The sequence below is a fragment of the Neorhizobium huautlense genome (genome assembly GCF_002968575.1).
Classification (GTDB): domain Bacteria; phylum Pseudomonadota; class Alphaproteobacteria; order Rhizobiales; family Rhizobiaceae; genus Neorhizobium; species Neorhizobium huautlense.
Genome location: NZ_PVBM01000009.1, coordinates 166965 through 192623 on the forward strand (window position 1 = coordinate 166965; position 25659 = coordinate 192623).

22 protein-coding genes and 1 pseudogene are annotated in these 25659 nt (G+C 60.3%); 9 read left to right on the forward strand and 14 right to left on the reverse strand.

Annotated elements, in window-relative coordinates; genetic code table 11:
- Window positions 1-27: 27 nt before the first annotated feature.
- On the reverse strand, window positions 28-1494 hold the full coding sequence (gene melA / locus C5L12_RS12700; RefSeq protein WP_105372407.1) for an alpha-glucosidase/alpha-galactosidase: 1467 nt from the start codon (window positions 1492-1494) through the stop codon (window positions 28-30).
- A 245-nt stretch (window positions 1495-1739) separates the two neighbouring features.
- On the opposite strand from melA, the gene C5L12_RS12705 reads away from it, so the two are divergent.
- Window positions 1740-2582, forward strand: coding sequence for an AraC family transcriptional regulator (locus C5L12_RS12705; RefSeq protein WP_245422880.1), 843 nt, complete (start codon window positions 1740-1742; stop codon window positions 2580-2582).
- 32 nt (window positions 2583-2614) lie between these two features.
- Here the strand turns inward: C5L12_RS12705 and C5L12_RS12710 are convergent, their stop codons facing one another.
- Window positions 2615-3526 (reverse strand): helix-turn-helix domain-containing protein, encoded by a 912-nt coding sequence (locus C5L12_RS12710; protein WP_105372409.1) that lies wholly within the window; start codon window positions 3524-3526, stop codon window positions 2615-2617.
- Between the two features lie 85 nt (window positions 3527-3611).
- Between C5L12_RS12710 and C5L12_RS12715 the strand changes: the two genes are divergently transcribed.
- The 5 genes from C5L12_RS12715 to C5L12_RS12735 all read left to right on the forward strand — a co-directional run bounded on the left by C5L12_RS12715 (window position 3612) and on the right by C5L12_RS12735 (window position 9780).
- Window positions 3612-4886 carry an ABC transporter substrate-binding protein gene (locus C5L12_RS12715; RefSeq protein ID WP_105372410.1) on the forward strand — a complete coding sequence of 425 codons (1275 nt, stop codon included), beginning with the start codon at window positions 3612-3614 and terminating at the stop codon, window positions 4884-4886.
- 64 nt (window positions 4887-4950) lie between these two features.
- A complete protein-coding gene (locus C5L12_RS12720; RefSeq protein ID WP_105372411.1) occupies window positions 4951-5811 on the forward strand; it encodes a carbohydrate ABC transporter permease in 861 nt (286 codons plus the stop codon).
- Window positions 5808-6644: a carbohydrate ABC transporter permease gene (locus C5L12_RS12725; protein WP_105372412.1), complete on the forward strand. Its 837-nt coding sequence runs from the start codon at window positions 5808-5810 to the stop codon at window positions 6642-6644. The genes C5L12_RS12720 and C5L12_RS12725 overlap by 4 nt, the downstream gene beginning before the upstream one ends.
- A gap of 13 nt (window positions 6645-6657) precedes the next feature.
- Window positions 6658-7740 (forward strand): ABC transporter ATP-binding protein, encoded by a 1083-nt coding sequence (locus tag C5L12_RS12730; RefSeq protein ID WP_105372413.1) that lies wholly within the window; start codon window positions 6658-6660, stop codon window positions 7738-7740.
- 30 nt (window positions 7741-7770) lie between these two features.
- Window positions 7771-9780 carry an aldo/keto reductase gene (locus C5L12_RS12735; RefSeq protein WP_105372414.1) on the forward strand — a complete coding sequence of 670 codons (2010 nt, stop codon included), beginning with the start codon at window positions 7771-7773 and terminating at the stop codon, window positions 9778-9780.
- A gap of 896 nt (window positions 9781-10676) precedes the next feature.
- On the opposite strand, the gene eglC is transcribed toward C5L12_RS12735, so the two are convergent.
- The 6 genes from eglC to cyoA form a co-directional block, all read right to left on the reverse strand.
- Window positions 10677-12107, reverse strand: coding sequence for an endo-1,3-1,4-beta-glycanase EglC (eglC, locus tag C5L12_RS12740; protein WP_105372415.1), 1431 nt, complete (start codon window positions 12105-12107; stop codon window positions 10677-10679).
- Between the two features lie 160 nt (window positions 12108-12267).
- Window positions 12268-12939 (reverse strand): SURF1 family protein, encoded by a 672-nt coding sequence (locus tag C5L12_RS12745; protein ID WP_105372438.1) that lies wholly within the window; start codon window positions 12937-12939, stop codon window positions 12268-12270.
- A gap of 96 nt (window positions 12940-13035) precedes the next feature.
- Complete coding sequence (cyoD, locus tag C5L12_RS12750) at window positions 13036-13437, reverse strand: cytochrome o ubiquinol oxidase subunit IV (protein WP_105372416.1); 402 nt, start codon at window positions 13435-13437, stop codon at window positions 13036-13038.
- Window positions 13434-14057, reverse strand: a complete 624-nt coding sequence (gene cyoC, locus C5L12_RS12755) for a cytochrome o ubiquinol oxidase subunit III (protein ID WP_105372417.1) — start codon at window positions 14055-14057, stop codon at window positions 13434-13436. The genes cyoD and cyoC overlap by 4 nt, the downstream gene beginning before the upstream one ends.
- A gap of 1 nt (window position 14058) precedes the next feature.
- Window positions 14059-16062: a cytochrome o ubiquinol oxidase subunit I gene (gene cyoB / locus C5L12_RS12760; RefSeq protein ID WP_105372418.1), complete on the reverse strand. Its 2004-nt coding sequence runs from the start codon at window positions 16060-16062 to the stop codon at window positions 14059-14061.
- Window positions 16063-16092: 30 nt separating this feature from the next.
- A complete protein-coding gene (gene cyoA / locus C5L12_RS12765) occupies window positions 16093-17283 on the reverse strand; it encodes a ubiquinol oxidase subunit II (protein ID WP_105372419.1) in 1191 nt (396 codons plus the stop codon).
- Window positions 17284-17595: 312 nt separating this feature from the next.
- Between cyoA and C5L12_RS12770 the strand changes: the two genes are divergently transcribed.
- A complete protein-coding gene (locus tag C5L12_RS12770; RefSeq protein WP_105372420.1) occupies window positions 17596-18936 on the forward strand; it encodes an MFS transporter in 1341 nt (446 codons plus the stop codon).
- A 61-nt stretch (window positions 18937-18997) separates the two neighbouring features.
- Here C5L12_RS12770 and C5L12_RS12775 read toward each other — a convergent pair whose 3' ends face one another.
- The 5 genes from C5L12_RS12775 to C5L12_RS12795 form a co-directional block, all read right to left on the reverse strand.
- A complete protein-coding gene (locus tag C5L12_RS12775; RefSeq protein WP_105372421.1) occupies window positions 18998-19909 on the reverse strand; it encodes a dihydrodipicolinate synthase family protein in 912 nt (303 codons plus the stop codon).
- A gap of 48 nt (window positions 19910-19957) precedes the next feature.
- Window positions 19958-21097, reverse strand: coding sequence for a M24 family metallopeptidase (locus tag C5L12_RS12780; RefSeq protein WP_105372422.1), 1140 nt, complete (start codon window positions 21095-21097; stop codon window positions 19958-19960).
- Window positions 21098-21177: 80 nt separating this feature from the next.
- On the reverse strand, window positions 21178-21897 hold the full coding sequence (locus C5L12_RS12785) for a GntR family transcriptional regulator (protein ID WP_105372423.1): 720 nt from the start codon (window positions 21895-21897) through the stop codon (window positions 21178-21180).
- Window positions 21885-23177: a flavin monoamine oxidase family protein gene (locus C5L12_RS12790; RefSeq protein ID WP_105372424.1), complete on the reverse strand. Its 1293-nt coding sequence runs from the start codon at window positions 23175-23177 to the stop codon at window positions 21885-21887. The genes C5L12_RS12785 and C5L12_RS12790 overlap by 13 nt, the downstream gene beginning before the upstream one ends.
- 118 nt (window positions 23178-23295) lie before the next feature.
- Window positions 23296-24345, reverse strand: a complete 1050-nt coding sequence (locus tag C5L12_RS12795) for an ornithine cyclodeaminase (protein WP_280952523.1) — start codon at window positions 24343-24345, stop codon at window positions 23296-23298.
- Between the two features lie 133 nt (window positions 24346-24478).
- On the opposite strand from C5L12_RS12795, the gene C5L12_RS12800 reads away from it, so the two are divergent.
- Entirely contained in the window at window positions 24479-24916 is a 438-nt protein-coding gene (locus C5L12_RS12800) for an Lrp/AsnC family transcriptional regulator (RefSeq protein WP_105372439.1), read from the forward strand.
- Window positions 24917-25002: 86 nt separating this feature from the next.
- Here the strand turns inward: C5L12_RS12800 and C5L12_RS12805 are convergent, their stop codons facing one another.
- Window positions 25003-25233 (reverse strand): BrnA antitoxin family protein, encoded by a 231-nt coding sequence (locus tag C5L12_RS12805; RefSeq protein ID WP_105372425.1) that lies wholly within the window; start codon window positions 25231-25233, stop codon window positions 25003-25005.
- Between the two features lie 68 nt (window positions 25234-25301).
- Here C5L12_RS12805 and C5L12_RS28590 point away from each other — a divergent pair.
- A pseudogene (locus C5L12_RS28590) lies at window positions 25302-25659 on the forward strand (hypothetical protein); the annotation flags it as partial.

A 25659-nucleotide genomic window follows, 5' to 3' on the forward strand; every position in this document is an offset into this window, starting at 1 on the left:
GTCCTGTCCGGCTTTGCCGAAGCATTTTCACACAACCTGTTTCAGCGTCTCCTTTTCCGCGCGCAGTTCATCGATGGAGCGCACGTTGCGGCGTGCCGCACCCGCCCAATCGCGAGTCCTCACCGTGCTGCGGGCGAGCCGCTCCTTTGCCGCCGGGACGGCATCGGCATATTGCGGCAGCCAGCGGGCCTGCGTCACGACCATCTCATCGACCATCTGCCAGACTTCCTCTGGCGTGCAGACCGCACCGACCAGCGGATCATGCAGGACAGCGAGTTTCAGGAGATCGATATCGCCGCTGATGGCCGCATGAACCGACATGCGCTGGACGTTGATGGACGAAATGCAGGTCGCCGCACAGGCTTCCGGCAGGGTGATGCCGGCAACCATGTTGATGCCGAAGCGATCGACAAAACCCGGCGACTCGATGATCGCGTCAGCGGGCAGGTTGGTGATCACACCACTGTTCTTGACGTTGAAGTGACCGCGATAGACCCGGCCCGTTTCCAAAGCCTCGAGAATGTGGCTGGCATGCTCATTCGAACGTTTGGCCGGATCGAGCGGTTTTTCGGCGGAAGCGAGAAACTGCGGGAATTCGGTCTCGAACCAGTGTCGGGTTTCGGTCGAGTGGCGCAGATAGCCCCCCGTCTCGCCATGGATCCAGTCGGACATGTCGATCCACCTGGCAATCTCGTCCGGGCGTTTGCGGTACCAGGGCAGGTATTCCGAGAGGTGGCCGTTGCTTTCGGTGGAATAGACCCCGAAGCGTTTCAGTACGTCTATGCGCAGCTTCTCCTGCTGGGAAAAGACCGGATGTGCCTCGAAGGCAGCGACCAGCTCATCCTTGCCTATTCTACGGCCGTTGAGGCGCAGATCGACAAACCATGTCTGATGGTTGATGCCGGAGCAGATGTAGTCGAGCTCGCTCAGAGATTTGGCTCCAAGCACCTCGGCAATCTGCTCGGCGCCATGCTGCACGCCGTGGCATAGACCGATCGTCTCGACCCTCCCATATTCGATGGCAGCCCAGGTGTTCATCGCCATGGGGTTCGCATAGTTCAGGAACTTGGCACCAGGGGCGGCGACTTCGCGGATATCCTTGCAGAAGTCGAGAATGACCGGAATATTGCGCTGGCCATAGAGGATGCCTCCCGCGCAGATCGTATCGCCGACGCACTGGTCGACGCCGTATTTGAGAGGGATGCGGATATCTTCCGCGTAGGCTTCCAGTCCTCCGACGCGCACGCAGCTGATGACGTAGCGGGCACCCTCCAGCGCGCGGCGGCGATCAGTTGTCGCGGTAACCCTCGTTGGCAGCCGATTGGACTCGACGATCCGGTCGAGGATCGCCTTGATCATCTCCAGATTATGTTCGCTGATATCGGTCAGGGCGAATTCCACGTCCTGGAATTCCGGCACGCAGAGAATGTCGGTGAACAGCTTCTTGGTGAAGCCGACACTGCCTGCTCCGATGATAGCGATTTTGAAACTCATGTCCTTCACCCTGGTCTGAGAAATGCTAGATTGGAGTGGCGCAGAGGTGGATAGACGGCATGCTCACGCATGCGGTCCGGAAATGCCTGGTTTCGTGCATTTAGTCCTCCCGGCTTGACGCCCGGCCGCGGTTTCTCCCTCCGAATTGGGCAGGATTATGCGCAATTCGGAAGGGGCCACCAGAGAAGTATTATGCTTTCGAGGGTAAATTTGTGCTGCAGGATTTGATCGCTCACGGACAGTCGATGAGAACGGTTTCCTTCCCGCGGGGCCGCCAGCGGCTGCACGCCATGCCGACCAGTGCCGGTTATGAAGTGCGCCAGAACGAGGTCTATGACTGGGACGGCAGAAAGCGTGGCCAGATCCCTTTCACGGTCCTGCAACACACGATCAGCGGCTCCGGCCGGCTGCGCTATCAGAACCGGAACTATCGGCTGCAAGCCGGCGACACCTTCCTCCTGCTCGTGCCGCACAACCATCGCTACTGGCTCGAGAAGAACGAGCGCTGGGAATATTTCTGGATCTCGATGCATGGCGAAGAGACGCTGCGGATCCACAAGATGGTCCTGGCACTCGCCGGCCCCGTGCTCAAGCTGCAGCCCTCGACGATCGATCACCTAGCCGACTGCAGCTTGCGGCTGGTCAAGGGCGCCACCACGCCAGGCGTGGCGTCCGCCATTGCCTATGAAGCGGCAATGGCGCTTTACGACGATGTCTTCGGCTCACCGGCCTTTGCCGCGGAGCAAAGTGCGATGCAGCCCGTCATCGACCATATCAATGCCAATCTGGATAAGCCGCTTCCTGTCGGCGAACTGGCTGAAATCGTCGGGCTCAGCCGCGCGCATTTTTCTCGAAGCTTTGCCGAGAGCGAAGGGGTTCCACCCGCAGAATACGTGCTGCAGCAACGGCTGCAGCGTGCAGCGAAACTTCTGACCAAAGGCGACTTCCTGCCCGTCAAGGAAGTGTCGATCATGTGCGGTTTCGATGACCCGAATTATTTCGCCAAGGTATTTCGCCGCGTCTACGGAATTACCCCCACCGAGTTCCGGACCACCGGCATGTATGCCAGCATCGGCAAGATGAAATAGGGTGGGGTCTCTGCCGGACACGGCATTTCCGCTTAGGACATTGCGTGGGCGGCAAAGCGGCTATCCCGCCGGAAATCGGAGGGCGACATGCCCGAAATATGCCGGAAGGACTTGTTGAACGCGCTGATCGAACCGAAGCCGCTGTCCATGGCGACCTGCAGCACATTGGCTCCGTCCTGCATCAGGAGCGCCTGGGCACGGGAGAGCCGCAGGAGGTTGACGTATTTGCTGAGCGTCATTCCGGTTGAACGCCGGAAAATATTCATCGCGTATTTCGGATGAAGGTCGGCGGCGCGGGCGATGTCGATCGTGTCGATATCCTGCATGAAATTGGCGGCGATGAAGTCGCACATGCGGGCGACGCTTTTGGCCGACTGCGCATAGGGCTGGTCCGGGCCGGCGGTGTCAGCGCCAGAGGGAACCTCCGGTATCAGACAATAGGAATCGAGAACGATGCGCTCGATCCGAAGCAGCAATTCGTCCACGGCATGCTGGCGTTTGAAGGAATTGCCCGACGTCACATATTCGAACCAGCGCGCAAAGTTCTCCTTGTCTGCCGCATCTGTGGCCGATGTCAGCAAAGTGGCGCCGTGCATGAGCTTGCTGGAGAGGTCGCCAGGCAGCCGCAGGCGAAAGAAATGCACCAGCGGGAGATGCGCGCCGGCATAAAGAGAATCGTCCGAGGATTCGTCCATCCGGTGCGGTTGGCCACCCCAGAAGAGGCACATCTGGCCGGCGCTGAGCCGGATATCATGCTCGCCCATACGATAGCGAACCGCGCCGCGGATCACGTAATTCACCTCCACCTGCGCGTGCCAGTGCGGCATCAGCATGATCGGCGGGTGGTTGAAAAACATCTGCAAGGCAGTCGGCAGGCCTTCTATGCTGCTTGCACCCGGGTGGTAGATCGCTTTGCTGACTACCTTACTTTCCGCCAAATCCATGTTCCCTTTTTCGGAGACAGATGTTTCGCAGGCGATAATTTAGGCACGTTCCGAAGGGACAGCAATTGGAAAAGGGAGGTTTTCAATGCGCTTCAAACTCGCGGGCCCGACGGCCGCGGTCGTACTGCTTGCATCGAGCACGGCATTCGCAGAGTCCGGCCAAATCACCATCTGGAGCTGGAACGTCGCAGCCTCGTCTCTCAAAGCGACGCTCGAAGGATTCAACAAGAAGTATCCCGACATCAAGGTGACGGTGGAGGATCTCGGCAACGACCAGGTCTACGATAAGACGCTCGCAGCCTGCGCGGCGGGAGGCGAAGGCCTGCCGGATATCGTCTCGGTCGAAAATTTTGAAGCGGAAGTCTTCTGGAACCGCTTCCCTGATTGTTTCGCCGACCTCAGTGAGGTTGGCTATACGCCGGAAATCCAGGCACTCTTCCCCGAATTCAAGCGAACGGAGCTTGAACTGAATGGCGTTCCTTACGCCGTGCCGTGGGATTCCGGACCGGTTGCCCTCTTCTATCGCCGCGATTTTTATGAAAAGGCCGGCGTCGATCCCGCGACGGTCAAGACCTGGGACGACTTCATTGTCGCAGGGAAGAAGGTCATGGCTGCCAATCCGGGAACCGTGATGGCACAAGCCGATTTCAACGGCGACAGCGAATGGTTCCGGATGATTTCCAACGAGCAGGGTTGCGGCTATTTCTCGACCGACGGCGAGACGATCACCATCAACCAGCCCGCTTGCGTCGCGACACTTGAGAAGATCAAGGAGATGAAGGATGCCGGCCTGATCACGGCCGCGATCTGGGATGAGAAAATCCAATCCAATACCGCGGGCAAGGCCGCGAGCCAGATGTATGGCGCGTGGTTCGAAGGGTCTATCCGCTCCAACTCTCCCGATCTGGCGGGCAAATGGGGCGTCTACCGGATGCCGAGCCTGACGGCCGACGGCCCTCGGGCAGCCAACCTCGGAGGTTCGTCCCTGGCCCTTAGCGCCGCCTCCGAGAACAAGGAAGCCGCCTGGAAGTTCATCGAATATGCCCTGACCACCAACGAGGGCCAGGTCACGATGCTGAAAGCGTTCGGCCTCGTTCCGTCGCTTCTGTCGGCGGTGCAGGATCCGTTCGTGAAGGAGCCGCAATCCTATTGGGGCGGCCAGGCTGTTTGGTCGGATATCCTCGTCACTCTGCCGCAAATCGTTCCAAGCCGAGGCACGGCCTTCCAGAGCGATGCGGATGCGATCTACCAGGCGACACAGACGAAGTACTTCGCCGGCGGTTACCCGGACGCGAAGGCTGCTCTTGATGACGCGGCGAAGCAGATTGCGACAGCCACCGGACTGCCCGTTGCGCAATGAGAATTATCGGGCGGCGTCAAGCCGCCCGATATTCCCGCTTGGCAATTCCTGACAGGAGAACGAGATGCTTTCGAGGAATAGGGCGGCCTATGCCTTCCTTGCCCCCTACCTTTTGATCTTCGTCACCTTTTGGCTCTGGCCGATCATAAACTCGCTGCTGATCTCGTTCCAGAACACGCGCGTCAATCCGTGGCGGTTCAGCCTGTCGGCAAACTGGGGGCGGCTGTTCGGCGATCCGGCCTTCTACAACGCGCTCTACAATACGCTGATCATCCTGGTGATCCAGGTGCCGGTGATGATCGCGCTCGCGACCGTCATGGCGGTCCTTCTCAATTCTCCGCTTCTGAAGGCACGGCCGCTCTACAGGTTCGCCTTCTTCGCTCCTGTCGTGGTCGGCGAGGTGGCCTATGCCGCAGTCTTCAGATTAATGTTCAGCGCCGATTTCGGCATCATCAACAAGCTGATCACCTCGGTCGGGCTGTCGCCCGTCTCCTGGTTCGACAATGCCAACGCGGCCATGGCGCTGGTGATCATCGCGATCACCTGGCGCTGGGCGGGTTACAACGCCATCATTTTGCTGGCCGGCCTGCAATCCATTCCCGACGACGTCTATGAAGCGGCGACACTCGACAGAGTGAGCAAGTTCCAGCAATTCGTCCACATCACCCTGCCGCTCCTGAAGCCGATCATCAGTTTCTGCGTCGTGCTCTCGGTCATCGGCACCATGCAGCTCTTCACCGAACCCTTCCTGATCACCAATCGCGGCGGACCGGGTGGAGGAACCGAGACGCTGGGGCTGCTGCTTTATCGCCAAGGCTTCACCTCGCTGAACTTCGGTTACGCCTCGGCAATCGCCTATACGATCGCCGGTCTGGCGGTGGCGATTTCTCTGCTCAACCTCATGCTCGGAGGCGAGAAGAAATGAAGTCGAAATCCCGTTCGCTGTTGGTGCAGAAGATCGCGCTGCACCTGGTTTTGACCCCGCTTGCGATTGTCTGGCTCTTTCCGCTGTGGATGATGTTCGTGTTCTCGACTATGCCGGACCACGGCATCTTCAGCCCTGAGATCGTACTCTGGCCCTCGGGGGAGTTCGCGGCCAACTTCCGCAATCTGCAGGCGGACACGAATTTCATCCGCGCGATGTTCATCTCGATCACAGTCGCAATTATCTACACGGCCTTGTCGGTCATGTTAACCTCCATGGCCGGCTGGGCGCTGGCGCGTTACCGGTTCGCCGGCCGCACTATGGTGGTCGCGATCATTCTCGGAACGATCACGCTGCCCTTCGCGGTAGTCGTCATTCCGCAGTTCATCATGGTCGCGCGTGAGTTCAAGCTCGCCAATACATGGATCGCGCTGATCGTGCCGCCGCTGTTCAATTCGCTCGGCGTCCTGTTCATGCGCCAGGCTTTTTCGATGATGCCGGGCGAACTCTTTGATGCGGCGAGGGTGGAAGGCGTCAGGGAATGGCGGATCTTTCTGCACATCGCGCTGCCATTGGCGCGCCCGACGATGGCAGCGCTTGCGATCATCCTGTTCCTGTCTTCCTGGAACAACTACCTCTGGCCGCTGCTGATCAATTCGCGGCCGAACATGATGACGGCGCCGGTGGCGCTCGGAACCCTGATCGGCCTCACCAGGGTCTCCTGGGGCGGCATCATGGTAGGGGCGGTGCTGCTGACGGCCCCGGTGCTGGTTGTCTTCGTTTTCCTGCAGCGCCACTTCATCGCCGGGATTTCGGCCGGTGCGGTCAAATAGTCGGGGAGGGATCATGGCGAAAATCAAACTCGAAAATGTCGTTAAGAGCTTCGGGGCCTATCAGGTCGTTCACGGAGCAAACCTGGAGATCGAGGACGGAGAATTCACCGTTTTCGTCGGACCGTCCGGATGCGGGAAATCGACCCTGCTGCGCATGATCGCCGGCCTTGAGGATATTTCCGCCGGCACGATCAGCATCGGCGGAAAAGTGGTCAACGACACCGAGCCCTCCGATCGCGGCATCGCAATGGTCTTTCAGTCCTACGCGCTCTATCCCCATATGACCGTCCGGCGGAACCTTTCCTTCGGCTTGGAAATGAACGGCAACTCGAAAGCCGATACCGCCCGCCGCGTCGCGCTCGCTGCGAACATCTTGCAGATCAACGAGCTGATGGACCGGCGTCCTGCCCAGCTTTCGGGTGGCCAGCGCCAGCGTGTTGCGATCGGGCGGGCGATCGTTCGAGAGCCGCAGGTATTCCTTTTCGACGAGCCGCTTTCGAACCTTGATGCGGAGCTCCGCGTCCAGATGCGGGTCGAGATTTCCAAGCTGCACAAACAGCTTGGAACCACGATGATCTACGTGACCCACGATCAGACCGAGGCCATGACGCTTGCAGACAAGATCGTCGTCTTGCGGGCAGGGCATATCGAGCAGGTGGGTGCGCCGCTGGATCTCTATGACGATCCGGCCAACCAGTTTGTCGCCGGCTTTGTCGGCTCCCCGAAGATGAATTTCCTGAAGGCGGACGTGGTGGAAAAGACGCCGGACGGAGCGGTCGTTGCCCTCTCGTCCGACCGGAAAGTCCGGTTCGCGTTCCCGCTCTCGACCGAGATCAGCGAAGGCGCATCTGTCACGCTCGGCATCCGGCCAGAGCATTTTGCTCCGCCCGGCGAGGGTGATGCGGATCTGACCGTGGCTGTCGAAGTGGCCGAGCACCTCGGCAATACCAGCTACGTCCACGCAAGCCTTGCGGGTGAGACGGTCGTCATCGAGCAACCTGAAAGCCGCCACAGGGGCGATCGCCGGCATCTTACCGTGGGGGTGCCGGTGGGCCGCCTCTTTCTTTTCGATCAAACAGGCAATCGCCTTCGCTAAGCAATTTCAAAGGGTATCAAAGGAAAAATCATGACTGCAGAGAACCATGTCCGCTGGGGCATCATCGGTCCGGGCACCATTGCACGCGCATTCGCCGAAGGTATCGCGCATTCGCAGACCGGCCGCCTTGCCGCCATCGCCACCCGCAATCCGGACAAGCCCGGCCTTTCGGAAGCCTTTCCGGAAGCGAAGGTCGTCGCGGGCTACGACGCACTGCTCAAGGAGCCCGAGATTGACGCAGTCTATATCGCAGTCCCCCATGTCGGACATGCGGAATGGGCAATCAAGACGATCCGCGCCGGCAAACATGTGCTGGTCGAAAAGCCGATGGCGCTTTCCGCGTTCGACGCCGACGTGATCTTCCACGAAGCGAAAAAGGCCGGGGTCTTTGCGGGTGAAGGCTACATGTATCGCCTGCATCCTCAGACGGCGAAACTGGTGGAGCTGGTCAAGAGCGGAGTTGTCGGAGACGTCAGGATCATCCGTTCCAGCTTCGGCTTCAACATGGGAAGCTTCAAGCCGGAGCACCGTCTCTTTAATGGCGACATGGCGGGCGGCGGCATTTTGGACGTCGGAGGCTATCCCGTATCCATGGCCCGGCTGATTGCCGGAGCCGTTGAGGGCAAGGATTTCGTGGAGCCCAAGACTGTCGCGGGCGCAGCCCATCTCGGCCAATCCGGCGTCGACGAATGGGCTTCGGCGGTCCTCAAGTTCGAAAACGGCATCGTCGCGGAAGTTTCCTGCTCGATCATGGCGCAGCAGGACAATACGCTTCGCATCATCGGCTCCAAGGGGCGGATCGAGGTTAAGGACTTCTGGTTTGCATCGGGCCGCCAGGGTGGCGTCGGACGGATCGAGATCATCAAGGGCGACGAGCGCGAAACCATCGAACTTGAGGAGAAACGGTACCTCTATTCCTTCGAGGTCGATGCGGTCGGCGAGGCGATCCGCGGGGGGCGTGGTGAATTTTCCTGGCCGGGGATGACCGCTGCGGACTCGCTCGGCAATCTGCGCGTTCTTGACCAATGGCGCGCCTCGGTCGGCCTGGAATACGCCGTGGAAACGGCCGCCAGGCGTTCCACCAACATAACCGGCGGAAAGGTGCCTCTTGGCAGCGGCATTCCGAAGCGGCAGATTCCGGGCGTTGCGAAGGAGGCCTCAGCGATCAGCCTCGGCTTCGAGTTCTTCCCGAATTTCGCCGCGGCGTCATTGACCATGGACGCTTTTTACGAGGCGGGAGGCAATGTATTCGATACCGCCTATGTCTATGGCGCCGGCAAGACAGAGAAAATTTTTGGCGACTGGCACACGAGCCGGCAGGTGCCGCGCGAAGAATTTATCCTGATTGGCAAGGGCGCGCATTCGCCGCTTTGTTATCCCGACGTCATCGCCAAGCAACTGGATCAATCGCTCGACAGGCTCAAGACCGATTATGTCGACGTCTATTTCATGCACCGGGACAATCCTGACATACCGGTCGGCGAATTCGTCGACGCAATGGATGCGGAAGTTAGGCGCGGCAGGATCCGCGGCATTTTCGGCGGCTCGAACTGGAGCCGCGAGCGGATGGACGCGGCGATCACCTATGCCCGGAAGAATGGGAAGACGGTGCCAGGGGCGCTCTCCAACAATTTTTCCCTCGCCGAGATGCTCGACCCGATCTGGGCAGGATGTGTTGCCGCATCTGACGATGATTGGAAGGCATGGCTGACGGAAAAGCAGATGCCGAATTTCGCCTGGTCGAGCCAGGGACGCGGGTTCTTCACGGACCGTGCCGGACGCGACAAGCAAGACGACGAGGAACTGGTGCGCGTCTGGTATTCGGAGCGGAACTTCGAACGCCGCGACCGGGCAATCGAACTTGCCGGAAAACTCGGTCGCCACCCGATCCACGTGGCATTGGCCTATGTCATCGCGCAGCCATTCCCCGTCATACCGCTGATAGGACCGCGAACCGTGGGCGAGCTTGAGGACAGTCTCTCGGCGCTCGATATCCGGCTCTCGCCGGAGCAGATCCGATGGCTGGAGAACGGTTCGTAAGCGCGCGACAATATCCCCGAGGTGGGGGATGTTTTCGACGGACAGCGAAGAAATTGCCGTCCCGTTTCAGCGACTAACTGCGAAAAATATCCCCCTTCCATCCCCGCTTTTTCGGTCGCGGTTATAGTGATCGCGTCATCGAGCAGGGAGCCGGGTCGCGAACCGGTCTCCGCAAACGGGGAGCATCCGGCGCTTTATGGCGGTCGTTTTAGGCAGGGCAATGCCGTCAGGGCGCCAACCGCCGGGACGAAGTGGTTTCGGAATTTGGACCCTCCGCAGCCATATTCCCCGGAAAAGCCGAAGCGATCGGGCAGGCAGAAAACCTGACACCCATCTAACACACCGACTGCCTGCCCATCCCTTGTGACACCGTGACGACCATGTTCGCCGCGGGCATTCGGCATGCCCGATAGTTTTTTCCCCTGGGATTGGAAGATAACATTCAGCCGGAGCCAGCCGCGGGAGCACATGACGGAGGCTCGGCGGCGCCTATCGCATCACGCCGCCAAGCTTCCGGCAGCAGGTGGGGTAACCAAGGGGGTCTCTACGGTCCCGGGAATATTATTGCTGCGGTTTCATGCTTCCAGGTCCGTTAGTAAACATGATCAGCGTTTTCTAAATACCCACAGCCCCCGTTCCAAAATGGAGCGTCTCCGGCCGGCAGCCACTATGTTGTCGGCCGCCGCAGCGTTCATTGACTGCGTTGCGCCTGCCAGAGCCAGCGGCAGAACCAGATCCGGCACACAGGTGATAAAGGACAGCAGGCAGATCAAGAACGCCACGAGCGGCCGATTTCGCGAGTCATCTCATCAGGGGGAATGCCGGTCATGATCGAGGGCAGGATGGCTCCATCCTGCCCTCGCCAGTGCTATCGGGCGTCTCGGGCTGACGTGACCTCACATCAGCCAATCATTCGTCGTGTCTGCGGCCGCGGCAACCGGAGCCTCTTCCAGCGAATAGGCGCGAATGTAGTCGATCTTCATCTGGGAACCGTTGACCAGACCGGTCGAAGGGGTTCCGGCGGTGCCGCCCACTGCCAGATTGACCAGCATGTACATCGGGTCGTGCATGTCTGCCGGCGTATCGGCCCGCGCTATCGCGACGTCGTCGAAATACCAGACGATCTCGTCTTCGTTCCACAACATGCCGTAGGTATGAAAGCCATCGGTACTGGGAACGTTGACCGCTGAACTCTGGGTTGTCTGCGTGCCGGTGGCGTTGGAATGGGCGGAGACATGTATGGTGTAGGGATCCTGGCCGCGCATCTCCACCACGTCGATTTCCGGCGGCCAGCTTCCATCCTCGGGAAGCAGCCAGAAGGCGGGCCAGACGCCTCCGTCATTGGGCATATCGGCACGGATCTCGAAGTAGCCGTAGGTTTGAGAGAAGGTGGAATGCGTATTGAGCAAGCCCGACGTGTAGTCATATCCGTTCACCACGCTCTCGAGCGCCGCCGGGGTCGGCTTCGCGGTGATCGTCAGGACCCCGTTATTGACGGAGAAGGGGTTTGCCGAAGCGGTCGGGGCATAGAGCGGATTGATATACCACTGCAGTTCGCCATTTGTCGGCATGGAGCTGCCCTTGGCGGGAGCCCACGGAAACTTGGCGTCCCAGGTGCCGCTTGTGCCGTTGTAGAGAGACAGCGAATTGAAGTCGTCCGAAAAGGTCTGGGTCAGCCCGGAGCGGTCGAGGCTCAGGGCGAATTGATCCGGGTTGAGTTTATCCGCCGTCGTTCCAGCTAAAACGAGGCTCTCGCCGCCGCCAAGGTCAATGCGCAGGTTTGCGCCTTCTTGGATGAAATGGCTGCTGAGCTGTTCGAAGGATGTGAATCCGTACTTGTTCAGCCGGATAGTGTCGTCCGCGCCAAAATCGGTAATCAGATCGCTGCCGTTTCCCTTGGCAAAGATGAAGGTGTCCGCGCCACCGCCGCCGATCAGGACGTCATTGCCCGCGCCGCCGTCGAATGTCTGCCGGCTGGACGAGCCGGAGATGATGTTGTCGACGCTGTTTCCGAAAGCGAAACGTTTGTCGCCTGTCACTCGGAGGTTTTCGAAATTCTGGGGGAGAGTATAGCTCATCCAGGTGTCGATAGTATCGACGCCGGAATTTGCGGCTTCGTAGGCCCGATTGATGCTCGAGTAGAGGTAATAGATGTCATCGCCTGTACCGCCGCTCATGGTGACGTTGACGGAACTATCGCCCCACATGGAGTCGTTGCCGGCAGTTCCCGATAAGGTCGGCCCGGAGCCGGTGGCGGAAAACCACGCCGTTGAGGTGCCACTATAATAAAGCGTCTTACCCACGGCGTTCAAAACGGTTCTGGTCATCAAGCCTCTCCTGTTTTGGCTAAATCCTCCCGATATCTCCTCTCAAAGATGTCTGCACGACGGGCGGACATCGCTCCTCCAAAACCTAGGTAACCTGCATGGGTTCCCATGGCCAGCCAAAATTGGCATCCGCGCCGATCAAATCCGGCCGCGTGACACTTCAGCCGATTCGCCTGCGCAGCACCGCATAGGCGGCCCCCGCGCTCATGGCCGCCAAGAAATACCAGGTGATGGCGTAGACGAGATGGCTGTTGCGGAACTGCACGACCGTCAGCCCGCCGACCGGGAAGCCGCTGGGATTGGGGGCAGAATCGGCATCGATGAAATAGGGAGCGACGTTCGTGAGCCCTTTGGCGGCGGCAATCGCTGCCACGTCGCGGGAATACCAGCGGTCATTGTGAGGGACATTGGTTCGCAAAAAAGCGCCATCCGGCTCGGTGATGCGCAGGAGTCCGCCAACCTCAACCGTGCCCGCGACTTCTCCATCCGCCCGTGACGCCGGGTCGCGGCGGTCTTCCGGCACGAAGCCGCGGTTGACCAGGATCGTTGTACCGTCGGCCCGTTGAAGCGGCGTCACGACCCAGAAACCAGATCCAAGCACCGTTACCGCCTGAACCAGGACCTCCCTGTGGTGGAGGAATGTGCCGCTTGCAGTGACGCGGCGGTACTCGTCCTTTTCCGCGGTAATGCCGGCCCATTCGGCCGGTCCCGGAGACGGTGCGGGATCGGCATGCACCCGGGCCTCCACCCGCTCGATCAGGTAGAGCTTCCAGAAAAGCCGCTGCACCTGCCATGTGCCGAGACCCAGGAAAACTGCGACAAGGAACAACATCGCGGTCGCGAAGAGCAGCCGGGACCGGCGAGACGGGGAAGCCTTTTCCTCTCCTGATGTCACGCGATCCGCTCCCGAATTCACGGTCGCGGATTCCTACGGCATGTTCTTCATCATTTCCGGCGACATCGGCATCATGTTGGCGTTCAGATGATGCATAACCCAGAGCGAACCGGCGAGCGCGATGCCGACGAGCACCAGCGTGAAAATGAGCGCCATGATCGTCCAGCCGCCTTCCGAGCGCGGATTCATGTGAAGGAAGTAGATCATGTGGACGACGATCTGAACGACGCCAACGCCCATGACGAGGAAGGCGGTCAAGAGCTTGCTGTCGAAGACGCCGCCCATGACGAGCCAGAACGGAATGGCGGTCAGGATGACGGAAAGCAGAAAGCCTATGACATAACCCTTCAGGGAACCGTGGCCGGCTCCATGGCCGTTGCTGTGGCCGTGATGGGTGGCGGAGGCGCTTTCGTGGGCGGGGGCGTGCGAGCTCATCCGAGGACTCCGATCAGATAGACAAAGGAAAAGACGCCGATCCAGACAACGTCGAGGAAGTGCCAGAACATCGAAAGGCACATCAGCCGGCGTCGGTTTTCAGGGATCAATCCCCGCATCGAGACCTGCACCATCAGGGTTATCAGCCAGATGATGCCGAAGGTGACGTGCAGGCCATGCGTGCCGACCAGGGTGAAGAAGGACGAGAGGAAGGCGGATCGAGTGGGACCGGCGCCTTCATGGATCAGATGATTGAATTCATAGAGCTCGAGCCCCAGGAAGATCGCGCCGAACACGCCGGTAACGCCGAGCCAGAACAGCGTCTCGGCCTTGGCATTGCGCTCCATCTGCAGCATGGCAAAGCCGTAGGTGATCGACGACAGCAACAGCATGGCCGTGTTGACGGCCACCAGCGGCAGGTCGAACAGATCGGCGGGCGAGGGGCCGGCAGCATAGGAGCGGCCAAGCACGCCGTGGGTCGCAAACAGCACCGCGAAGATCAGGCAGTCGCTCATCAGATAGAGCCAGAAGCCCAGCATGGTGCTGCCTTCCGGGTGGTGGTCCTCGGTGAGGTAGAATTCCGGCTTGTCGGTTTCTTGCGCTTGGAGAGTGCTTGCCATGTCACGTCCGCTCCGCGAGCAATTGGGAGCGCGCGTCCTCTGTTGCAGTTACGGTTTCGGCTGGGATGTGGAAATCCCGGCTGTAGTTGAAGGTGTGGCCGATCGCGACCGCAAGCATCGCGACGAAAGACAGGGCCGCCAGCCACCACATGTACCAGATCATGCCGAAGGCAAAGGCGACGCTGATGGCAGCCAGGATCAAGCCTGTTCCGGTGTTCTTCGGCATGTGGATGGGTTTGAACCCGGCGAGCGGGCGCTCGTAGCCGCGGCGCTTCATATCGTACCAGCTGTCATGATCGTGCACGACCGGCGTGAAGGCGAAGTTGTAGTCCGGCGGCGGCGAAGATGTCGACCATTCCAGCGTCCGGCCATCCCAGGGATCTCCGGTCGTATCGCGCAGCTGGTCGCGCCTGAGGAAGCTGACGACCAGCTGGATGATGAAGGCGGCAATGCCGAGCGCGATCAGGAATGCTCCGAAGGCGGCGATCACGAACCAGATCTGCAGGGACTGGTCCTCGAACTGGGAGACACGACGGGTAATGCCCATCAGGCCGAGCACGTAGAGCGGCATGAAGGCGACGTAGAAGCCGATCAGCCAGAACCAGAAGCTCATCTTGCCCCAGAACGGATCCAGCCGGTAACCGAACGCCTTGGGGTACCAGTAATTGACGCCGGCGAGCAGTCCGAAGACCACGCCGCCGATGATCACGTTGTGAAAATGCGCGATCAGGAACAGGGAGTTGTGCAGGACGAAATCGGCAGGAGGGACGGCCAGCATGACACCCGTCATGCCGCCGATAACGAAGGTCACCATGAAGCCGATCGTCCACAACATCGGCACTTCGTAGCGGATCCGGCCGCGATACATGGTGAAGAGCCAGTTGAACATCTTGGCGCCGGTCGGAATCGAGATGATCATCGTGGTGATGCCGAAGAAGGCGTTCACCGACGCCCCAGAGCCCATGGTGAAGAAGTGGTGCAGCCAGACGATATACGACAGGATCATGATGACGCATGTCGCATAGACCATCGAGGCATAACCGAAGAGGCGCTTGCCGCAGAAGGTAGCCACCACTTCCGAAAAGATGCCGAAGGCCGGCAGGATCAGGATGTAGACCTCCGGATGGCCCCAGATCCAGATGAGGTTCACATACATCATCGGATTGCCGCCAAGATCATTGGTGAAGAAATTGGTGCCGACGTAGCGGTCGAGCGTCAGGAGCGCGAGGGTGGCGGTCAGGATCGGAAAGGTCGCGACGATCAGCACGTTGGTGCAGAGAGAGGTCCAGGTGAAGACCGGCATTTTCATAAAAGTCATGCCCGGCGCGCGCATCTTGACGATCGTGGCGATGAGGTTGATGCCGGAAAGCGTGGTGCCGACACCCGCCACCTGCAATCCCCAGATGTAGTAATCCACGCCGACACCCGGGCTGTAGTCGGCGCCTGAAAGCGGCGGATAGGCAAGCCAGCCGGTGCGGGCGAACTCGCCGACGAACAGCGACAGCATGATGATGATCGCGCCGGCCGTCGTCATCCAGAACGAGAAATTGTTCAGGAACGGGAAGGAAACGTCGCGGGCGCCGATCTGCAGCGGCACGATATAATTCATCAGGCCGGTCACGAAGGGCATTGCCATGAAGAAGATCATGATCACGCCGTGGGCCGAGAAGATCTGATCATAGTGGTGCGGGTTCAGGTAGCCTTCACTGCCGTTGAAGGCGATCGCCTGCTGGATGCGCATCATGATCGCGTCGGCAAAACCGCGAAGCAGCATGACCAGCGCCAAGACCACGTACATGATGCCGATCTTCTTGTGGTCGACGCTGGTAAACCACTCCGTCCAGAGATAACCCCAGAGCCTGTATTTGGTAATCAGCCCCAGCAGGGCGAGCCCGCCCAGAGCCACGACAGCGAATGTCACGACGAGGATGGGTTCGTGATAGGGTATGGCCTGCCATGAGAGCCGCCCGAAGATGAATTCCGTCAAAGTGTTGTTGCCGAACATGGTTCTATCCAAAATCGATTGATACGCCGGTCAGGGCTGCGTCGCGCCGGGTTGGTTCATCTGCGGCGCTGCGGGTCCGCCCGGAGCGCTGCCTGGCGTCGCGTGGCCTTCATGCATGTCCTGCTGGATTGGCGTCTGTGACGGCTGATGCGGCGCATCCACCCCTTCGGCAGGCTCAGGGCTGCGGGCGGGATTGCCGGTGGCGGGGAATGTGGCGCCTGGGCTTGCCGCTCCATGGGACACCTCGCCGGCATGGCGGTTGTCATATTCGAGCCTGGAGCGGCTGTCGTGGCTTTCCGTACCGCCGCCGCCCGCCATGTCGATATGCATCATCTCGCTCATGCACATCTGGCCGGGGCGCGCGCACATGTTGAGGATAGCGTTGAAGAGCCCATCCTCGACGCTGGCAAAATAGCGGACCGGCTCCTTGGCGCTCGGCTTTTCGAGCTTCAGGTAGGCATCGCGACTGAGAGCGGTGCCCTGCGTCTTTACCCGCGCGACCCATTGATCGAAGCCTGCCTGCTGCAGACCATGGAACTTGAAGCGCATGTGGGAAAAGCCGTCGCCGCTATAGTTGCTGGAAAGGCCGTCGTACGCGCCTTCCTTGTTGATGACGGCGTGCAATTTGGTCTGCATGCCGGGCATCGCGTAGATCATCCCGGCAAGCGCGGGAACGTAGAACGAGTTCATCACCGAGGATGCCGTGATCTTGAAGTTGATCGGCACGTCGACGGGCGCTGCCATCTCGTTGACCGTCGCGATCCCGTAGTCCGGGTAGAAAAACAGCCACTTCCAGTCGAGCGCCACGACCTCGACCGTAAGCGGCTTTGTCTCGGCAGGTATGGCACGTTCGGCGTCAAGCCGATCCAGCGGCCGGTAAGGGTCGAGCTTGTGGGTGCTGATCCAGGTGACTGCGCCGAGCGCGATGATGATGGCCAGAGGCGCGGACCAGATGACGACTTCGAGCCGTGTCGAATGATGCCATTCCGGATCGTACGGGGCGCTTTCATTGGAGTGGCGGTATCGCCAGGCGAAGAACAGCGTCAGGATAATGACCGGCACGATGATCAGCAACATCAGTACCGTCGAAACGACGATCAGGTCCCGCTGCTGAGCGGCGATATCGCCCGAAGGCGACATGACCACCATGTTGCATCCGGTGAGAGCCAGGGCAGGCAGGAAAAGGAAGAGACGACCGACGAACTTGAAAAGACTTTGCATCTCGGGCTCGAAATTTGCGTTTTGTCTAGTTGGACTAATCGGGACGAGGCACGGTCGGGAATGAGGTCGTTCGTCGCAGTGCAGCAATTTGTCGCAATGCAACAACGAAACCTTTTGCCTGATCAGCACTTCCTGAGGCTGAACGCAAAAAGTCGCCGATGCCCGCCTGACGACATCTAGGACGCAACGCCGCTCCGGCTAGAGGGCCGCGGCTCTTAAGACGCTTCAAGCTTTTTCGCCGACTGTTCTTGATCTCGCCGGCGGTTTGATCAACATTTCCCGTGTGAGGCGGAGTCACGCCAGGAGGAAAGCATGAACACGGTCGTCAATCCCACATCGTCTGGCATGGAACGGGATGCCCGCCGGATTCACGACGACAAGCCGATATCGGCGGGCAGCATCGCCATCGGTGTGATCATCGGTCGCATGTCGGAGTTCTTCGATTTTTTCGTCTACGGCCTCGGTTCCGTCCTCGTTTTTCCCAAGCTTATCTTTCCCTTCGCTCCCGATCCGGTAACGGCAACCTTGATGTCGTTTGCGATCTTTCCGCTGGCCTTCATGGCGCGGCCGGTCGGATCCTTCGTGTTCATGTGGATCGATCGGAACTACGGGCGCGGCACAAAGCTGACGATTGCGCTCTTTATTCTGGGCGGATCGACCGCGTCGATCGCTTTCCTGCCAGGATATGAAACCATCGGTTATTGGGCGGTGGCGCTTCTGGCGCTCTTCCGTCTCGGCCAGGGATTTGCGCTTGGCGGCGCCTGGGATGGTCTGGCTTCCCTCCTCAACCTCAACGCGCCTCCCAACCACCGCGGCTGGTATGCGATGATCCCGCAGCTCGGTGCGCCCATCGGCTTTGCGCTGGCGAGCATCCTGTTCGGCTATTTCGTCGCCAATCTTTCGGAAGCCGACTTCCTGGCCTGGGGCTGGCGTTACCCGTTCTTCGTCGCTTTCGCGATCAACGTCGTGGCGCTTTTTGCCCGGTTGCGGATCGTGGCGAGCAAGGAGTTCGGCTCGGCGCTGGAGGCCAATGAACTGCAGCCGCGGCCCGTCTTCGAAATGCTCGGCAAACACGCCCACGACGTCGTGCTCGGCGCCTTCGTTCCGCTCGCGAGCTTTGCCATGTTTCACCTGGTGACGATTTTCCCGCTGAGTTGGGTGACGCTTTACGGCGGCCAGTCGGCGGCCGAATTCCTGTGGGTTCAGGTAGCCGGGGCGGCTGTCGGGATCATCGGCATCGTCCTGTCAGGGGTGCTTGCCGACCGTATCGGCCGTCGCGGCCAGCTGATGGCGGGCGCGGTGATCATCGCGATCTTCTCGTTCTCGGCGCCCTTCCTGCTCGACGCAGGGGGCAAGGGACAGGATGCTTTCATCATCATCGGCTTCGGTATCCTGGGCCTGTCCTTCGGCCAGGCCTCCGGCGCCGTTTCCTCTCGTTTCAGCCAGTATTACCGCTATACCGGCGCGGCACTAACGTCAGACCTTGCCTGGCTGGTGGGGGCCGGGTTCGCACCCCTGGTGGCGCTCGGCCTTGCCAGCAATTTCGGCATCATCTTCATCGGCGGATATCTGATTTCGGGCGCCATCTGCACGATCGCAGCGCTCAGCCTCAGCAAGGTCCTGGACCAGAGCGGCGAGCCCGGACGGTCGTAGCCCGTCCAGTTACCTTCTCCCCGTCGGGGAGAAGGTGTTTCGAAGAGCCGGAGAATAGGCTTCAGGCAGCCTTCCTGGCCAGTATCGGCCGGGTGGCGGCGGCCTTTTCGACCATGGCGGTGACCTCCGCGCGACGGGCGCCGGTCAAGGTCATCCTCGGCATGCGGACGCGTTCCGACCCGCGGCCCATGATCTGCTCTGCAAGCTTGATCGATTGAACGAGGTCATGTTCGGCATCGAGATGCAGAAGCGGCATGAACCAGCGATAGATGCGGCGGGCCTCCTCCCAATCGCCGCGGGCTGCCGCAGCCACGAGCGCCACCGATTCCTGCGGGAAGGCGCTGGTAAGGCCTGATACCCAGCCCTTGGCGCCGAGCAGCAAGCCCTCAAGCGCCACATCGTCAAGCCCGGCGAAGATATCGAACCGGTCGCCAAAGGCATTGATCAGGTCGGTGAAGCGGCGGGGGTCCGGCGCGCTTTCCTTGACGGCCTTAATGTTTGCCACGCCTTCGAGCTCGCGCAGCACCTCGTTGGTGATGTTGACGCGGTAGGCTGGGGGATTGTTGTATAGCATGATCGGCAGGGACGTCGCCGCGGCAACTGCCTTGAAATGCGCGACCAGTTCCTCCGGCTTCGGCACATAGACCATGGCCGGCAGAACCATGAGGCCGTCGGCGCCGAGCTTTTCCGCGTCCCGGGCATAGGCTACCGCACGGCGGGTGTCGAATTCGGAAACGCCTGTGATTACCGGTACACGGCCGCCGACGACTTCGACGGCCGCCTTAAGGATCGTCCGCTTCTCTTCCGGGTCGAGGGAATTGTTCTCACCACAGGTGCCCATGACGATGAGCCCGTTGACGCCGTCGCGCACGAGTGCATCCTGCACCCCTTGCGTGGCGTCGATATCGATCGAGAAATCCTCGTGGAACTGTGTCGTCACGGCAGGAAAAACGCCGCTCCAGCCTGTCGTCATTGTCAAGCACTCCTATGGTTGTCGGATCCGTTGCTGCCGGTGAAGCGGTCAGGCAAAGGGTTCGGTCGGGCTCATTGCCGGTTGGGTAAACCATTCCGGGCCGGTTGGGGTCATGTGGATATGGTCTTCGAGACGTATGCCGAAGCGCCCCGGAAAAACGATCATCGGCTCGTTCGAAAAGCACATGCCGGGTTCGAGCACCGTGGCATTGCCACGTACGATGTATGGCTCCTCATGGATTTCCATGCCGAGGCCATGGCCGGCCCTATGGGGCAGTCCGGGAAGCGCATAATCCGGGCCGAGGCCGTGCCTGGACAAAACGCGGCGCGCCGCATCGTCGAGGCTGCCACAGATGGCACCTGGACGGGCGGCTTCGAAGACGGCCTGCTGCGCTTCGCGCTCGATCGCCCAGGCGGACGCAAATTCCGTCGTAGGCTCTTCCATCACATAGGTGCGGGTGAGGTCGGAATGGTAGCCGTCGATCCGGCAGCCGGTATCCACCAGCACCACATCGCCCGGCTGATAGGTCTGGTCGCCATCGGCGCCGTGGGGCAGGGATGTCGCGAGACCGAAGGAGACAATACAGAAGCTGGAGCCGCTGGCACCGAGCGCGCGATGCTGCTCGTCGATATGACGTACCACTTCGGATGCCCTGATGCCTGGCTTGATGATCGCATGCGCCCGGCGATGCACCTCCAGCGTCAGATCCATTGCATATTGGATGATGGCAATTTCTGTATCCGACTTTCGAAGCCGCATGTCGCGGATCAGCCGGCCTCCATCAAAAAGCCGATCGGCGCCGAAGACGGCGGCGAGCTTGTGATAGACGAAAAGAGGCAAGGCGTCATCGAGAGCGAGCTTCACGCCAGGCCGCAGGAGCGACGCGACCAGGGCAGCGCTGCTTTCGTCTTCCTGCCAAAGGGCGATTTCGCCCGGCAGATGCGGCAGGCTCGCGATCCGGCTTTCTTCAAAACCCGGTGCGATATAGGTGACCGCGCTTGGCGTCACCAGCGCGCCAACGAGCCGCTCACTTGGGTGCCAGACCAAACCGGTAAAATAACGAAGGCTCTCCGTCGAGCCGAGCAGCAGTCCCCCCAGCTGTCTTTCTTCCAGCGAAGCCTGCAGCAGCGAAAGCCGCCGGCGGCGTTCATCATCTGTGATCTTCGGGACAGGGTGGGACCAGGACATGTCGGATTCCTTGCTTGCCCGGACGTTATACCTCTCTGTATTTAGTTTGTCGACAGCAATTTACAGTGCGATACCGGTCTTCAGACGGGCTTTTCAAGATCGAGAGGATCACCCAGGTCGCGGGCAAGATAATCCTGGATCTGCTTGACGATCTGGGCGGCATGCTGAATGGCAAGATCGTCGGCCTGCCCGGCGTCGCGGGCCTCGATCGCCGCGATGATCTTTTCATGTTCCTCGACATATTGGCGCGGCAGGCGATCGTCGAATGTCCGGTAATAAAGCCGCAGGATCCGCCGCCCCTCATCGAGAAGCCGCGCGAAGAAGGAGGTGTAGTACGCATTGCCGGCAAGCTCGGCGATGGCGACGTGGAATTCGCGGTTCGCCTCGATCATCCGCAAGGCGTCCTGCGCCTCGACGGCCGCGGCGAACTCCGTCTGGCGGGCACGAATGACCTTCATTGCCTCCGGCTCCGACCGCATCGCTGCCCCGCGGGTGGTAACTCTGTACATCAATGTCAGCGCATCGAAATAGCCAGGAAGCGACGCGAAATCGATCGGTGAAACGATGGTGTTGCGGTTGGGAAGCGTGGTGATGAGGCCTTCGGCAGAAAGACGCAGGAGCGCTTCCCGCACGGGAGTACGCGACATCCCGAAGCGCTCCGAGAGCCGCACCTCGTCAAGCGGACTTCCCGGCGGCAGAGCCATGGCGAGAATTTCCCGGCGCAACACCGCATAAACGCTCTGGGTGCCGGAGCCGCGGGGGCGGGGAGGTTCGTTCTCGTCGGGTTCTATCCTTGCCATGGTGTCGCAATTCCTTGCTTAATGTTTGAGAGGACGCGCCCGGCCACTTGTTGTCCCGCCACGATGGCTCCCTCGATATAGCCCGGGAAAGATAGGGAGAGCTCGGAAGACGCAAAATAGACGGGCGGTGCGCCGCGGTTGAGGAGGTCCTCGGCGTCTGCGGCATCGAGATCGACGATGACGTCGCTATAGGCGCCGCCGCTCCAGGGATCGGCAACCCAATCGCGGATATGGATCTCTTGAGGATGCCCTGCTTCCGGACCGAACGCGTCAGCAAGCAGACCCAGGATGAAGGCCTGCAGTTCTTCGCGAGACCTGCCGTGCCAATCCGCAGCCAGGGGGCCGCCGATGAAGACAACCAACCCCGCATGCTCCCCATGGCTTGCATCGCAGGCATAGAGGCCTTGCGGTTCCTGCCACAACACCGACCCATTCAGCGCTTGGGCGCGCCAGAACGGTCGAGCATAAGTCACGTGGACCTTTATCGCGTCGCCGGCGCCCCAGGCCGCAAGTGCCCGGTTCAGGGGAGCCGGGAGAGCCGGCGAGAACGACAGCCGGCGGGTCACGGTCGGCGGCAGGGCGAGGATGAGCTTGCGCGCGGAAAGACGCTCCTGGTCCACTTTCACCGTGATATCATCAGAGGAGCGATCCACATGGTTGACACAGGCGTTCAGCCGCAGCCGATGATCCAGGTCGGCGGCAATGCGTTCGGCCAGCCAGTGCATGGTTTCGGCGAGGAACATCTCCAGTTCCGAATGGGTATTGGTTATCCGCTGATCGTTCGAGGCCAGATAGGTGAAGGAGATTTCATCCGGGGACCGGCACCAGAGACCTTTGACGAGCCGAAGAAAGCCTTGCGCGACATTTGCAGGAACGTCCTGCCGCGCTACCCAGGCGGCAACGGTCAGCCCGGCCAGTTCCGGATCCCTGGGGTCCGTTGCAAGCATCCGCTCCCGAAGCGCATCAACCCGATGCCACAGGTCGAGACCTTCGGCAGGTGAAACGGGGGGACGGAAAACGGTCTCCCCATCGGCATAGGCCATCACCGGCGTCGTGTCATAGGTTTGGATAAGCGCCATCAACTGCGGCATGTCGCGGCAGAAGAACTGCCCGCCCGTGTCGACCCGCATGCCGTTCGCAAGGATAGCGGATTCGACCTTTCCGCCGACCCGGCTGCGTGCTTCGAGCAGCAGAACATCGAGGCCCGCTTTGGCCAGTTCCGATGCGGCGACAAGGCCGGTAAAACCTGCGCCGACAATGATGACGTCCCGTTCCGGCATACGCTTCCCCGCTGCCACTGTCTCAGTCAGCCATTAGCGGAAGAGGGCCGTCACGTCCATTCGTCCGAGGTGCCGGGGAAGAGCCCTCATCGGATGCCCGACTTCGATGACCCCTCGACTAGGCTTTTGCACGCTGGAGCATGCCGAAGAGGTCTCGCGGATCGTCCGGATCCGCGATGATGTCGATCTCCTGGTAAAAATCGGTTCCCCGAAGCCTTTCGCGGACGTAGCGGAGGGCGGAAAAATCTTCGATGGCAAAACCGACGCTGTCAAAGAGGGTAATCTGGCGGTCGTCGCGCCGTCCATGGGTTAGGCCGGTGACGACCTGCCAAAGCTCGGTTACGGGGTAGTCAGGCGCCATCTGCTGAATTTCACCCTCGATTCGCGTCTGCGGTGGATATTCCACGAAAGTGTCGGCACGCAGAAGGATGTCGCGGTGGAGCTCGGTCTTTCCAGGGCAATCGCCGCCGATCGCATTGATATGCACACCGGCGCCAATCATGTTGTCCGTCAGAATGGTTGCGAACTGCTTGTCCGCGGTGCAGGTCGTGATGATCTCCGCCCCTTCGATGGCAGCCTGCGAGGAACGGCAGCCGGTGACGGACAAACCTGAGCCGGCGAGGTTGCGGATCGTCTTTTCGGTCGCCGCCGGATCGATGTCGTAAAGGCGGACGTGCTCGATGCCGAGCACCGCTTTCATCGCCAATGCCTGGAACTCCGCCTGCGCACCATTGCCGATCAGCGCCATCGTCCTGGCGCCGTTGCGCGCAAGATGGCGTGCTGCCATGGCAGAGGTTGCGGCCGTGCGCAAAGCGGTCAGCAATGTCATCTCCGTCAGGAGCACGGGGTAACCGGTAGAGACTTCCGCCAGCAGACCGAAGGCGGTCACTGTCTGCAGCCCGTGGGCCATGTTTTTCGGATGTCCGTTGACATATTTGAAGCTGTAGATCTCGCCGTCGGAGGTCGGCATCAATTCGATGACGCCTTCACGCGAATGGGACGCGACGCGCGGCGTCTTGTCGAACGCCCCCCACCGGCGGAAGTCGTCCTCGATAACGCCTGCCAGTTCCTCAAGGAAGGCCTCGACACCGATGTGATGCACGAGCCGCATCATGTTCTCGACGCTGACAAAGGGGATAAGGGCTTTTTGGGAAGGGGCCTGCAGCACATCTGTCTCCTTGGTACTCTCGGCAAGGATACCAGCCCGCCGCGCTCCGCTAAATGCCAAAGCTGTGTTGCATCGGTCAGCATTTTGGACAAATTGACCAGTCATGTTGCCCAGTTTGCGAAGAAGGCTCGTTATGGAGAATGCAAAATATATTCCCGACGATCTCGACCGGCGGATTATCGCGCATTTGCGGGCGGACGGCCGGGCCTCGCTATCGAGGCTTTCGAAGGCCCTTGGTGTTGCCCGAGGCACCGTGCAGAACCGCCTCGACCGGCTGATGGAAACCGGAACGCTGCTTGGCTTCACCGTGCGGGTGAGGGAGGATTACGATGCGCAATCGGTGCGGGCGGTGATGATGATCGAGGTAGTGGGCAAGTCCACCACCCAGGTTATTCGCAGGCTCCGCGGCATCGCCGAAATCTATTCGCTCCATACCACCAATGGCAATTGGGATCTCGTCGCCAATATCCGGGCATCCAGCCTTTCGGATTTCGATCGCGTGCTGCGCGAGGTGCGCATGATCGATGGCGTGTCGAATAGCGAAACCAGCCTGTTGCTCAGCTCGGTCTAAGCCAACGGTTGTCAGCCTTGCCGGAATCGCTGGTTGTGAAGAAACCCAGCACGGGAACCCAGAGCGGCCCAGAAGGCCTTGCTCTTCTAGCTTTCGTCGTTCATCGCGGCTCGCAAAATTGCATTGATGCGGTTTTGCCAACCGGGGCCTGCCGACTGGAAATATGCCAGCACTTCGCTGTCGAGCTTGAGGGTAACGAGTTCCCTGGCATTCGGCAGTACTGGCCGTTCGACAGGTGCCGCTGCCGGCTTCTTGGCCGGGCTGAACAGTGCTTCGGCGGCGTCACGCGGATTGGCGGCTCGTCTCGGCGTCTTCATGGATTCGTCCTTGGTTGGTCAATGCCGCGCGGCCAGACACGCCTTTAGCATTGAAGAGCCGCACTATCTTGAAAATCATCAGCGGGTTCCGGACCTACCTGCCGAAACCGGCGGGACTGATGACGCTGGAGATGGGATCATCGATCATCTTTTCGACCGCGCATCGGCGACCGTCGCCCTTCCTGTATCACCGCAAGCATAGGATTGATACGGAGAAGTGCGAATGGATACCGTTTCCGCCCGATGAAGCGCTGGGCATATCCCGCGAGTTCCATAATTCATGTTATGCGATCCTAGACTGTAGAGGCTATTTAGTAATGCGACAGTTGGGCCAGTTAGAGATGCGACAGTCTCGCCTCTCGACGCACTGGTCAAAGCCAACGTTGGGAGCAAGGATGACGATCTTCAGCCTGGTCGAGACCATGA